The sequence below is a fragment of the Butyricimonas paravirosa genome (assembly GCF_032878955.1).
Classification (GTDB): domain Bacteria; phylum Bacteroidota; class Bacteroidia; order Bacteroidales; family Marinifilaceae; genus Butyricimonas; species Butyricimonas paravirosa.
This window is the reverse complement of record NZ_CP043839.1, coordinates 1,781,737-1,795,183: the sequence shown is the minus strand read 5'-3', so window position 1 is coordinate 1,795,183 and position 13,447 is coordinate 1,781,737. Positions and strand designations below refer to the sequence as shown.

Below are 13,447 nucleotides of genomic sequence, written 5' to 3'. Positions count from 1 at the left end.
ATAAATGTGCCAAGGGGTCTTTTTGTTATGCGAATACTTGAAATATTACTTTATAAACTCTATTTCAGGATTGCTTTATAAATGACCTCTTGAATTTTTGTACGGATATTGTCTTTGATAAGTTTGTCGTTGAATTCGTTGGGGTAAATCCGGTTGGATAGAAAGATGTAGATTAATTGGTTGTCCGGATCGTTCCACGCGATGGCTCCCGTGAATCCCGTGTGTCCGTAACTGGAACAAGGGGCTTCCTTGCAGGTCGGGCCTGATTTGTTGGGCAAGGTTTCCGGTTTGTCGAATCCGAGACCCCGTCTGTTTTGGTCGAGAGGTAATTGTGTTTGAGTGAAAAGGTCAATAGTCGTAGAATCGATAAGACGTTCCCCCCCGTATGTCCCGCGGTTCAGGTAGACGCTCATGATTTTGGCTAGATCTTCTGCCGTGGAGAACAAACCGGCATTACCGGACACTCCGCCCATAAGTGCTGCGATCGGGTCATGCACGTACCCGTGTAATTGAGATTTTCTGAAAATATCATCTTCATTGGCGGGAACCACTCTTTTCATGTCGAGATTAAAATGAGCGTTGAAGTCCGTGTTATAGGCTCCCAGTCTTTTAAAGAAATGTTTCCGGCAATAAACGTCAAAAGGTGTGGCGGACTGTTCTTCCACGATGTCTTTTAATAGTACGAATCCAAGGTCGCTATACGTGTATTTTTTCTGGGGTAGCAGTTTGGAGTTTAAAATCAAATCGTGAATGGAGTCTTGGAAATGTTTGTGAATGTAGAAATGTGGGGAAACGACCAAATAGCCTTCGCCCCCCGTGAAATTAAACGTGCTGTCCCGGTACGTGAATTTGGGATTCAGGTAAAGTCGATCTCGGAGTTTGCGGGTATTGGTTTTCGTGTATTTTGTCGTGAACAACCGACCTTGCATTTTATCCCAGTCAATGGCGTGCTGGAAGAAAGAAAAAGATGCCCTTAATCCGGCTGAATGTAACAACAATTCCTTGACGGTAATATCTTGCTTGTCGGTTTCCCGAAGAGAGTAAGAGTATCGGACAATCGGGGAGTCGAGTGTTATATATTGCTGGTCATAAAGCATCATGACAGCCGGAAGAGTAGCCGCTATTTTCGTGATGGAAGCGATGTCGTATATGTTGTCGGTCGTGTTTTTCTTTTTTCTATCATACGTGTTGAAACCAAAGGCTTTGTTGTAGACAATATAACCGTCTTTTGCCACGAGAACCTGGCAGCCGGGAGTTGCTTTTGCTTTTATGGCGGCTTGGCATATGCTGTCAATTTTAAGTAGGATCTGTGAATCCATGCCGCAACTTTCCGGCTGGTAATATCCTAACCGCAGTTTCGGGGTGGATAACCCGGTACCGGCGGGATAATAGCGGTTAATGCTCACGGGTAATTTTCCGTTCACGTTGATTCCCCCGAAAATGGCTTGGGCGGCAAATTGTTGTGCGGGAGTGTCGTGTGAATAGCTCACGATGATGGCATCCATGGGAAGATAGCTGTACAGGTCGATTCCGTAGGGTGTGGCCGGATGGCAGAACACGATGTGTTTTCCTTTCAGTTGCTTGATAATATTGACAAGTTCCATGGTCGCCCCGAATTGCCGGGATGCCGTGTTACGGGCGGCACTGTTATATAGGATAACACAATTGTATTCCGATAGATTGTTAATCAGTTTCTCCATTTTTTCTTTTGAAGCACCAGGAGATAGAGAAAAGTGAGCGCAAGGGGCGTATTTCTCTAGTGTACTCTCGAAAACGGGGGCTTTCCGGTCTCCAAAATTTAATGAGGCAATGCGTAGCGTGTCTAAATGTGTCAACGGGAGCAGGAGACCGTCATTTTTCACGAGAGTAATCGCTTTGGCGTATGTTTCTTGTAATAGAGCTTTGGCTGATGGGGAACTCAATCGTTCGGTTAGCCGGGCGGTATCCACGGGAGCAACATACGGGAGTACGAATTCTGCTTTTGCTTTAAGGACTTTCCGGCATTTTTCGTTGATCATCTCTTCCGTGAGAACGCCTTTTCGGATGGCTGCTTTGATTTTCCTCACGGAAGCTTCCACGTTTTCCGGGAATAACAAAATGTCGTTTCCTGCTGCTAGCGCCTCTACATCAGCCTCTCCGGGAGTTCTTCCTTTGGTGACACCTTTCATGTTCATGGCGTCCGTGAAACACAGACCATCGAAGTGTAATTTATCGCGTAGCAGGTCCGTGATGATCTGTTTGGATAGAGAAGCCGGGATATTGGCCGTATCGTAGGAAGGTACGTTTAGGTGGGCAATCATGACACCCGGTATCCCAGCCTCGAAAAGTTGGCGGAAGGGGTACAATTCAACCGTGTCAATACGTGCCGCGGAGTGGCGAATTAAGGGTAGTGCCAAGTGGGAATCGACGTCTGTGTCCCCGTGTCCCGGGAAGTGTTTAGCCACGGCCATCACGTGCTGGGATTGCAGGCCTCGCATGTATTGCAGGGTCCGGTTGCCAACTTCTTCTTTCTTTTCCCCGAATGACCGGATGCCGATGACCGGGTTTTTAGGGTTAACATTAATGTCGGCCACGGGAGCAAAGTTCACGTGAATACCCATTGTCCGGCATTGTTGTCCGATGGCTGCTCCCAGACGGTAAATCAGATTCGTGTCTCGAATGGCTCCCAACAAGGTCTGGTTGGGAAATTCCATGGCGGGTTTGATCCGCCAGCCGACCCCGTTTTCTGCATCCATACCGATCATGAGGGGAATTTTAGCACTCTGTTGATAGGTGTTTGTCATCAAAGCCTGACTTCGTGGGCTGCCTTGAAAGAAGATGATGCCCCCGATATGATACTTTTCAATGGTTGCTTCCAGGTGGTTCTCGTACACGCTGTCTTTGTTGCTATAGGCTGCAACCATGATCAGTTGTCCGATCTTTTCATCCAGGCTCATGGTATTTAGCGTCGAATCGGCCCACGAGGACTGAGCCTGACCGTGGAGAGAGAGGAGGAGCATGCAAAATAGTCCGATTACGGGAAGGAGCTTGTGCATGGTAGTTACAAGTTTTAGCGTTAGAGGTTGGTTAAATAAAAGTGCGGCAAACATGAATTGATTGCCGCACTTTTATAGGTGGATTGGAAATTATTTCAATAATTCAGCAATCTTTTGTTTTAATTCGTCACCTCTCAAGTTCTTGGCGATGATTTTGTTGTTTTCGTCTAACAAGATCGTGTGAGGAATTCCGGTTACGCTGTATAATTTAGCAGGAGCTGATTGCCAACCTTTCAAATCAGAACCATGTTTCCATACCAAACCGTCATCAGCGATAGCTTTTACCCAAGCCTCTTTGTTGTTATCCAAAGATACACCGAAGATTTCTAATCCTTTCGGGTGATATTCTTTGTAGATTTCAACTACATGAGGATTTTCTCCGCGGCAAGGACCACACCATGATGCCCAGAAGTCAACTAATTTCACTTTACCCTTGATGTCGTACAAAGAGATTGATTCTCCTTCCGGGGTAGTTACCGTGAAGTTCGGAGCGATTTGACCAATTGCGGTACTTTCTAATTTGGCGATTTGAGCAGCGATAGCTTTACCGTGTGCGGTAGCTTTGGCTTTTTCACCAAGTAAAGCATATTTTTCTTTCAATTGCTCGTATTCCATTTGTCCCATTCCTGATACGATAACAAAAGTTGAAACGTAAGAGTCCGGGTTTGCTTTAATCAATTCAGCTTCTTTTGCTTGAGCAGCCTCAACCACTTTTTGGAATTGATCTTGGATTTCTTGCATTTTAGCTTGATCCCCAGCTTGGTTAGCTGCTTGGAATTCAGGCATCAATTTTTGTTGTTCTTGTTGAATAGACATATTGAGTGCCATGAATTGGTCATATATTTTTTGACCTTCACTACCGGTTACATTTAATCCGGCTTGTCCGGCATTAACGGTAATGTTTGCGTTTTCCAGCATGATCGGTAAGCTGAAACGTTGTCCAACTACCATAATGAAAGCTCCTGTCGGTTCGCTTACTTTACCGGTAAATTCGAATGCTCCGTTAGTGATGTCTGATTTTGCTAACGTGTCAAGTTTCGTCCCATCGAAATTGGCGATGAACGCTTTACCGTCAGGCATCCCTTCGATTGTCCCGGTTACTTTATAACCGCTTTGGGCATTACATGCTGCAAGCGTCATACTTGCTGCAACGATTGATAATAAAAGTTTTCTCATGTGTTTTAGTTTTCTAAATATGAAATATTGTGTCTTTAATGAATCTTAGCTTTCATGAACCAGATTTCTTTAAAGGCAATGTTTATTCTTAATTTTGCGTACTTCTCCAAAATCTGGTTATTTCGGTGAGTTCCGCGCATACCTAAATCAACGGCAACTCCCAACATCAACTCTTGGCGGGCTAGGCGAAGAGGCATTTGGGTTCCGACGGTTAGTCCATAAGTGTTGATATCGGTATAATTGAATCTGTGTTGCGAACGAGTAAAGTAAGCACCTGCAGTATACTTATTTCTTTGCCACCAGTAACGGCCAGTTTCGTTGGGTTGCAATGATCCTCCAATAGCTGCTTTATGGTAATCTTGAAATTCTTGATTAGTACCAAATTCTTTATAGGCAGACATTTTTTGGAAGGTGTAATCTCCAGAGAACATCCATTTCCTAGCATATTGATAGGTTGCCCCTATGATCATTCTGAATGGATAAAATATTTCTCCATTGTCCCAACTTTCATTATTAACATTTATGATTGCACCACTTGTATTACTTATTTTATTTGCTACGAAAGTTCTGTTTCCATGCAAAGAGGTTCCAAAATTGAAACTACCTCCGAATGTCAATTCTGATTTCTTTGTTAATGGTAAAGGTAATTGAAAACCCAAAGTGAATAGACCACTACTGATATGAGTTAATGTTTGTGATTTTAGATAGTAACCACTTGTTGCAGGTTGCATTACGAGTGTTAATCGATCTTCTACCTTTCCAAATACATAGGCCGCATTAACGCCTAATGATAATTTACCTAATTGATAAGCAACACCAAGGTAGGCCTCATTTAAACCTCCTAATCCTTCCAATTGTTGTACATAATACATTGAAGGCTCTCCACTTACAGGATAGGAATAAATTAAATCGAATCCTCTGTCAGATCTTTGAGTTAATCCTAAAGACACGAATGTCTTTTTATATACTCGAAATGCCATATTTAATGAGGCATTTTGAGCTACTTTATAATTAGAATGGTCTTTATAGGTTGATACATCTACGTATTCTCCTGTAATTCCCATTTGAAAATAGAATCGATTTGAATCTAATGCCGTGTAGGATGCAGGGTTTAAAAAATTGATATTGTAATTATCTCTCATCGCAGCAGAAACTCCACCCATACCCGTATAGGCTCCATAGTTATCTGGCAACAATCCTATTCCAAATTTAGAATAGGGAGTACCCATATTGTTTTGACCTAATGCTCCTAAGGTAAAAAGTAATATTACTATACTTGTAAATATTTTTTTCATACTCAATTATTATAAAACGGCAATATTTTTACTAATAGTTAGCGTAATAAATTCGTAATACTGGAACTTCATCAATAATAAGTCTTTGAAAGGAAATATTGTTCATCCCTACGAATGTTTTAATTTCAGAAGTTCCAACTTGTACCGGAGTCCCTTGTAAACCAATCAATAAATTAAGTTCAGGATCAATACCGCCTGTACCTCCACTTACCATACTATTGTAATAATCCGTAATATCTATTTTATATTTTCGGTCTTCTTTGTAGTTCGGATTTGTTTCGACATAACCATATATCGGATTACCGGATAAATCTGTAAGATTACCTGTGATTCTAGAATATTTATCTAATGTGAACACTTGAATCGTTGTAGGTTCAGAAATATCTTCAAAATTATCTACTTTAGGTTCTAAAACAATTTCAGCTTTTATGATTGTTCGATAGGGGTTTACGTCTGACCTGAAAGGCAATTTCATTTTTAACATATATCCGTTTAGTCCTTGAATGACGGCTTGACCAGCTTTCGTGTATGATAAAGAATCTTTCCATGTGACGTCTTTAAGCCATTCAGATGGGGTATGTTTAATATTCGTGAAAGCATAATATCCTCCACTAGAGTAGGAGGCAAGCGCTCGGAATGGGTATGTATAACTCGTCTCATCCAAATGATAATGGCACCTTAATTGTAAAGAAGAAGCATCGAGTGGCAATAATGCCATGTTTGTTTCATCAGGAATAATTGTTAAACCTTTGAAATATTGCATGAAATCTAGTGCATATGACGGGTTTAATATAGAATCTTGGGCTCGAATAAGGTTAAAAAGAGTTTTCCCCAAATTATCGTTTAATTTAAAGTACCACGTGGTTTTTTGCGAAAGGAAGTGTTGTTCCAATCTGATTTTTAATTCTGCTAATTGTTCTGGAAAATATGGTAGAGTTTCATGATTGTAAATACATGGATCATCGTAATCAGTACGCGGAAAATCTTTTAGACGGTATACGCGATAGGTTTGCACTGTTGCGGTGTCTCCTGCTAAAATCTTTGTTTGGGTATAATCAAATGGAAACGTTAGGGTTAACGAGTCATAGACATAGTTGTCATCAAAATTGGGGATTCCACTATTTCCATTTCCAATAATTTGAAAATAGGGAGTAGCACTTGTAATCCCCGTAACTCGATCAGTCATTTTACCCACTATAAGTTGATTACTATTTAATATGCTGGATAAAACATTAAGACTTGTAGGAAAGGAATCTAATTGTACTGTGGAAGTTTCTATATCAAAAGTTTCAACATCTACGTATCCTTCTGCAGGTACTAACGTATCACCAATTGTGTTGAGGTCATTGTTGCATGAATATAGAGCGAGTAAAAAAGCTGCCAGAAAAATTATTCTCATGTTATAATCTGTTTTGATTTAATCAAGATGCGAAGGTATAACTATTTTCTAAAAATCGGAAAAACTTGGATTCATTTTATTTGAATAAATTGTAAAAAAGAGAAATAAGATATATTTCATCTTTTTTTTATTGGATTTGTTTTTAAAATGTGTAGTTTTGCCTACTGTTTTTGTAGCAACAAAGAAATGGAAATAAAGTAAATAATTTAAATAACTAGGTAAATAGATAAGTATGAGAACATTAAATTTATTGGTTCTGGCTGTATTAGGTTTAATCTTTGCTTCTTGTGATGATGATGATCATTTGGGAGATTGGGAAAAATCAGTAGAGTTTGCTGGAGCCCCTCGTGAGGCAGCTGTATGTTTTACAGATCCAGAAACAGGAACTGTTTTTGTGAGTTTAGGATTAGGAGCTAAAAGTGCGGAGCTTACAGATACGTATTATTTCAACGATGAGGGGGGAGAGGGATTAAATTGGAAAAAAGTAACAGGGGTTAATTCTGAATTTCCTGCAGAAGAGAATCCTGGAGAAGGAACTAACATAGGTAATGGTCGTCACTCTGCAGTTGCTTTTGTAATTGGTGAATGGGCTTATGTTGGAACAGGTTATGTTCCTGCTTTTTCTGATAATGAAAAATATGTGCGTAATCGTACTTATTTTAATGATTTCTATAGATTTAACATGAAAACGAAACAATGGGATTCCAAACGTTTTGTAATGAGGGTTAACGGTGTTGAAGTTGAGGGGCGTCGTGATGCAGTCGCTTTCAGTGATGGAGAATATGGTTATGTAGGAACAGGGTATGGAGAAAATAATCGGGTGTTCAAAGATTTTTATCGTTTTGACCCGAATACTGAAACATGGGAGGAAATTTCATTTCCAGGGGAATCTCGTTATGGTGGTACTGCATTTGTCGTGAATAATGCTGCTTATGTATGTCTAGGAGCAAAGAGTGTTGGAGGATCGTCTAGTTATGCCACAGATGTTGTGAAATTTGATTTTGCTACTAAAACATGGGAAAAAATGTTTAATTCTTTAACCGATAAACCTGGGGTAAAACAAGATAAGGATTATGATCGAATACCACGAGTATATGCTATTTCATTTGTTTCAAATAAAGGAAATGATGGAGAAGAATATGCTTATGTCGCAACTGGTAGTGGAAGCAATTCAAGAACAGTTTGGAAATATAACCATAAAAAAGATCAATGGCATCAAATGGAAGATTTAGCTAGTATTACAAATGGTATTGTGATGGGAGTTGGATTTACTTATGAAGGTTATGGATATTATACTACAGGTGGTGGTAGTATTGATAATGGTGATAATTTGTATACTGCAACTTGGAGATTTATCCCAGATGTGAAAGAGACTCGTAGAAACGACTATTAATTTAGTTCGGTTATATAAAAGTTTGTGAATTCTGACAAGATCATTTTTCTTGTCAGAATTTTTTTATTGTAACGATATATACTTTCTGATTGTCATTATGGAATGAAAAAGAAGAGGGCTAAAAAGGGATTATAAAAAATTGTAGCAATGTAACAAATGGGAATACTAGTGTTATATATTATCAGTGTCGTCCGAGTTGTGTATTATGTTCAGCAACATTTTGATTGGGCTAGTTATGGTGATATATGTTGAAAAGAATATTTGAATGTATACAATTCAAACATTTTTCAATTATGGAGCACCGTTCATTAGTGTCCACTAAAAAATCATAGTCGTTCTTTGAAATTGTTGAAATTCAGTTTGTTGTAATGGTATTTGGTGCGCAACGATTTGAAATTACTTTTGCAGTCTGAATCAGACTGTTATGAATAAAGACAAATATGTTTTTTCTCAATTAGTCACATTTCTTGATGAGTTCAAGTTCTTGCGTATCGTCAAGAAGTATGAAGGCAACAAATACATTAAAAGCTATACCTGTTGGAATCAGTTGCTTACGATGATGTTCGGTCAACTTTCCAACCGTGAGAGTTTAAGAGACCTCATCGTGTCACTGGAGGCTCACACCGGAAAACTCTATCATCTGGGAATCGGCAAGTCCGTAACACGAAGCAATCTTAGCAAGGCTAACGAGCAACGTGACTATCGCATCTTCCAGGAATATGCAACCTTCATGATAGCCGAAGCGCGCAAGCGTAGAATCGAAAGAATCTTTGAGCTTGACGGTCATGTCTATGCTTTTGATTCCACCACGATTGACCTTTGTCTGTCAGTGTTCGAGTGGGCTAAATTCCGCAAGCATAAAGGCGGAATCAAGATGCATACGCTCTACGATGTGGAAGCGGAAGTTCCTGCATTTGTGCATATTACTCCTGCTAATATTCACGATACAAAAGCGATGTCTGTGATTCCTTATGAACGTGGTGCGCATTATATATTTGACCGTGGTTACAACGATTTTGGCAACTTGTATACGATAGACCGCATAGGTGCTTTCTTCGTTGTACGAGCCAAAACCAATGTACGCATCAAGCCCAAAACGTGGAAGCGAAGATTGCCTGAAGGTGTCATTTCTGATGTCATCGGATGTTTTACGGTTTATAAAAGTTCCAAGGATTACCCCGATGAACTTAGAAAGCTCATTGTTGAAGACCCCGAAAGTGGCACACGATACATTTTCCTGACGAACAATCTTGACGCTTCGGCTGAGCTGATTTCTCGGTTATACCGAAATAGATGGAGTGTGGAGCTGTTTTTCAAATGGATTAAACAACACCTTAAGATAAAGAGGTTTTGGGGAACTTCGGAGAATGCTGTACGCATACAAATATATTGTGCCATAATTACTTACTGCCTTGTGGCGATAGTACAACACGATATGAAGTTAGAGCGAAGCATCTACGAAACCTTGCAAATACTCGGCATCTCGCTAACCGATAAAACTCATCTTAGAGATTTGTTCGACAAATCGAATTTCAAAAATATCAAAGAGCTAAATGATTCAAGTGAATCGAATTTATTTAATTTTTAACCGACTAGTGACCAAAAAATTTTTAGTGGACACTAGTGAGCACCGTTTTAAAATTATTGAAAATACATTCAAATATTTGGTGTTGTTCATTTAAATGATAGTGTACAAGATACTCTTTATTTTTATACGTTCAACTCGAATACAGAATATTCATGTATATTTTTCTCCAATGGAATACATTGTGCGATGTCGTTTTAAGCATCTTCTACTGAAAAGTATTTGGAAATACGGATAGAACAAGGATATATAATATTTTCACCTGAAAATGGAACTCTTTGTATCGTATTTTAAGGAAAATGTTGATGTAGTTCTGTATATGAATAATGATAATAAATTGTATCCTATACGTTTTTCGTAAAATCATTAGAATTTGTCAAGTGTCGAAAGTGTAAGATTGTATGTTAATGATGAAAAAGAAATGGGAGGAAAAACTATAAGTATTCCCCCCATTATAATAGTTTATTATTTTGTATTAGAATGCTTTTAACGATGAGATGCGGTCATTCCAGTTGATTTTTTTCTTAACTTTATAATTGTGGAAATTTTCAACTAGTAAGAATACATAATTATTCCATGTCGGGTCTCCTAAAGGAAAGGCATATGTGAAAGTTATTGACTGTGCTTGATAATTCGGGTCTCTAAAAAATGTTACAGAACCGATTGTACCTGGATTTAGACTATTAGTGACGGCACACGATGATATCATGTCATTCATTCCGTATGACTTTAGCTCAGGAAGTAAGACTGGCATTTCAAAGTTTTGTATTTTTCCTGTACGATCACGATTATAATTAGCGTGTTCGTATACGGTAAGGGTATATTTTATTGGATTTACAAGGGAATTGCGTTGGGTTTGTTTGGGCAATTTTTCTAATAATTCATTATAAGTGTCATAGTATGCGATATCCCCGTTAGGAGTAACATAAGTCGCTAAATCCGGCAACTCTAGGAGTCTATCGTAGATTACTGCAACTTCTTCATCCTCTAATATCATGATCGTGTCATTTTCCATGTAGAAAGGTGAAGAGTAAGTTTTTCCATTGTACGTGAAATCAAATGTCTCTCTTAGTGGAATAAGTCGGTCATTGCTCTGTAAATTTTCTGTCGGAGCTAGTTCTAGATCTGAATTTTGGCATCCAAACATGATACCAATAAACAAGGCGATTAAAATTGTGATTTTTCTCATAATCTTTAATTTTTATTGATAAATATTGATCCCGGTATAGAAACATAAATGAGTTATTTATGTGAAGATTACGGTTTTTCTTCAACTGTTTGTTTTACTTTTTTGCTACACCTCACTTTCTTGAAAGTTTAACTAAATGATGAAATTTTGATAATTTATTGCTCTTTGTGTTTCGTGCGTTTTTATTTGTTACATTTGCAAATGTATGATAATAAATCGTTGCAGAATAGGTTGATTTGTGGCGAAATTGTTCCTTTTTTTATGATGTTTTTATTTGTGTTATATGATAAATATGTTATAGTAAATCTTGTTTATGAATAAACATTTTGGTGTAAGTTGGGGTATAGCGGTAATTGCTATTTTAGGAGTACTCGTTTGGCAGGCACTTTCGATTGTTGAATTATATCATTTCCAGAATGAGAGATTTATCACTAAAGTGAATCATAGGATTACTCGTACTGTTAACGAGTTGAATTTGTTTGCAGTGCAGAAGTCTACTGCCGTTTCAGTTGTACGTTCTGTTCCCTGTTTGACACTTACAAAAGGGGAAAAAATCGAAAGGTGCCGGCTGCAGAGAGATGATGATTTGGCTGATGCTGAATATCGGGCAACATATGATATCCGGGATACAACTCTTTGGACATTGGAAAAATTTTATTCACTTCTTAGACAAAGCAGGAGGATGGGTGATAAATCTTTTCCTATTGTGATTAATTTGTTGGATAGTTTGGGGAATAGGATTGATAGTCTTAGTTGTGGATACATTCCTCCTTGGTTAAGGATGAAAGCAGAACCTGTCCGGTTGGGTTTTCTAGAAAAACACGTGTTGGAGGTTGAGTGTATGTTTCCGGTACATCAGTTTTGGAACCGTTCAAAAAATTCTTTCGTCCTTGTATTCGTGTTTACGGTTTTGTTGATCGTTTGTGTGATGTTTCTAACACGTAAAATTAATCGAGAGAGAAAACATACTATTGGGCAGCATTTTTTTCTTGATACCGTGATGCATAATTTGCAATCACCATTGGATTATATGAGTTTTACACAGGAAGTTCTTAGCAAGAAGTACGGAAACATGATGGAAATAGAGGATCAGCAGGCTCTGGAAGGAATTCGGGAAAAGCAATCGGATATGGGACGTGCCATTACTCGTTTGTTAACTTTGTCGGATATATTTCACCGGATTCAAATTTATCCTTGTCCTCTCTGTTTGAAAGAGATGCTTGAAAAGCTACGTGCCTTGAATTTTGTGAAAATTCCACATGGGAAACAGGTAAACGTGAATATTTCCTGTGAGATGGACAATCCGGAAGTTTCTGTCGATCCGGTCTATCTACCGATTGTTTTTGAAAATTTGATTGGTAATGCCATAAAGTACTCCGGGAAAAGTGTGAAAATAGATATTAGTTGTCAAGAAAAAGGAAAATGGATTGAAATTCGGGTAAAGGACAATGGGATTGGGATTCCTCCCCGTAGTTTAAAACATATTTTTGAAATTTATTACCGTGATCCTTCCATGCGGGATGATCATTCTAGAAAAGGTTTCGGGATCGGTCTATCTTTTGTACATTCTGTTGTGAAAGCTCATCATGGAAAGATAACCGTTCATAGTGTTGTAAATGTGGGAACTGAATTTATTATTATTTTACCTCGTAAACAATGGAAAAGAAAGTAGATGTTTTGTACGCGGAAGACGATGACAAGATGGCTGGCGTTGTGAAAAAGTTGTTGGAAGATAATGAATTTCATGTCCGGATTGCCTGTGACGGAAGGCGGGCATGGGATATTTTTCAGCGTAGTATTCCGGATTTGTTGTTACTGGATTTGGAAATGCCGAGAAAAGACGGGTTGGAAATCGTTAAGTTGGTTCGAAGGGTTAATAAACGAGTTCCGATTGTTTTTTATAGTTCGTACATGAATGTCGAAAAAGAGTTGGAGGCAATAAGATTAGGAGCGGATGATTGTATTCGGAAAGGTTGTCCGATGGAACTATTGTTGGAAAAATTGAGAAGTATTTATCGTCGAATTATAAGGGATGAAGGAAGCCCCCAAATATATTTCTTGTCAGAAACGACAAAATTTAATGCCGTGGTAGGGCTGTTAGTGATAAATGGAAAAAATTTACTTCTGAAATCAATGGACTCTCGTTTACTTCATTTGCTTTGTGTCAAGATGCACGAGATTGCAAGTAATGATTATTTGATTCGTGGGTTATGGGGCAATTATAGCTATGCCGAGAAAGGAAATGCGTTGAGAAAGGGAATTAGCCGTTTGAGAGATATTTTGGAGGTTGATACTGCTTTGGTGGTCGGAAATTCTTTTGGGGAAGGGTATTTTCTGACTTCTCGTGTAATTTAGTTTAAATTAATATTTCCCTT

The 13,447-nt window shown here is 38.6% G+C and carries 9 protein-coding genes; 4 read left to right on the top strand and 5 right to left on the bottom strand.

All coding sequences use genetic code 11. From position 1 onward, the window contains the following. Positions 1 to 59: 59 nt before the first annotated feature. The 4 genes from F1644_RS07565 to F1644_RS07550 all read right to left on the bottom strand — a co-directional run bounded on the left by F1644_RS07565 (position 60) and on the right by F1644_RS07550 (position 6,905). Positions 60 to 2,936: a glycoside hydrolase family 3 N-terminal domain-containing protein gene (locus F1644_RS07565; RefSeq protein ID WP_317147150.1), complete on the bottom strand. Its 2,877-nt coding sequence runs from the start codon at positions 2,934 to 2,936 to the stop codon at positions 60 to 62. Positions 2,937 to 3,125: 189 nt separating this feature from the next. Then, the gene (locus F1644_RS07560) at positions 3,126 to 4,211 is read right to left on the bottom strand and encodes a TlpA disulfide reductase family protein (protein WP_087421925.1); all 1,086 of its coding nucleotides are present in this window, start codon (positions 4,209 to 4,211) and stop codon (positions 3,126 to 3,128) included. A 35-nt stretch (positions 4,212 to 4,246) separates the two neighbouring features. Beyond that, a complete protein-coding gene (locus F1644_RS07555) occupies positions 4,247 to 5,506 on the bottom strand; it encodes a hypothetical protein (protein ID WP_168044596.1) in 1,260 nt (419 codons plus the stop codon). Between the two features lie 31 nt (positions 5,507 to 5,537). After that, on the bottom strand, positions 5,538 to 6,905 hold the full coding sequence (locus F1644_RS07550; RefSeq protein WP_168044595.1) for a DUF4270 family protein: 1,368 nt from the start codon (positions 6,903 to 6,905) through the stop codon (positions 5,538 to 5,540). 232 nt (positions 6,906 to 7,137) lie between these two features. Here F1644_RS07550 and F1644_RS07545 point away from each other — a divergent pair, with 232 nt between their 5' ends. Further along, positions 7,138 to 8,298 (top strand): Kelch repeat-containing protein, encoded by a 1,161-nt coding sequence (locus tag F1644_RS07545; RefSeq protein WP_168044594.1) that lies wholly within the window; start codon positions 7,138 to 7,140, stop codon positions 8,296 to 8,298. A gap of 424 nt (positions 8,299 to 8,722) precedes the next feature. Then, entirely contained in the window at positions 8,723 to 9,886 is a 1,164-nt protein-coding gene (locus tag F1644_RS07540) for an IS4 family transposase (protein ID WP_008666211.1), read from the top strand. A gap of 472 nt (positions 9,887 to 10,358) precedes the next feature. On the opposite strand, the gene F1644_RS07535 is transcribed toward F1644_RS07540, so the two are convergent. After that, on the bottom strand, positions 10,359 to 11,072 hold the full coding sequence (locus tag F1644_RS07535; RefSeq protein WP_168044616.1) for a hypothetical protein: 714 nt from the start codon (positions 11,070 to 11,072) through the stop codon (positions 10,359 to 10,361). A 313-nt stretch (positions 11,073 to 11,385) separates the two neighbouring features. On the opposite strand from F1644_RS07535, the gene F1644_RS07530 reads away from it, so the two are divergent. Then, positions 11,386 to 12,744, top strand: a complete 1,359-nt coding sequence (locus F1644_RS07530; protein WP_168044617.1) for a sensor histidine kinase — start codon at positions 11,386 to 11,388, stop codon at positions 12,742 to 12,744. Beyond that, positions 12,729 to 13,427, top strand: coding sequence for a response regulator transcription factor (locus F1644_RS07525; RefSeq protein ID WP_168044618.1), 699 nt, complete (start codon positions 12,729 to 12,731; stop codon positions 13,425 to 13,427). Before F1644_RS07530 ends, F1644_RS07525 begins: the two co-directional genes overlap by 16 nt. Positions 13,428 to 13,447 lie beyond the last annotated feature (20 nt).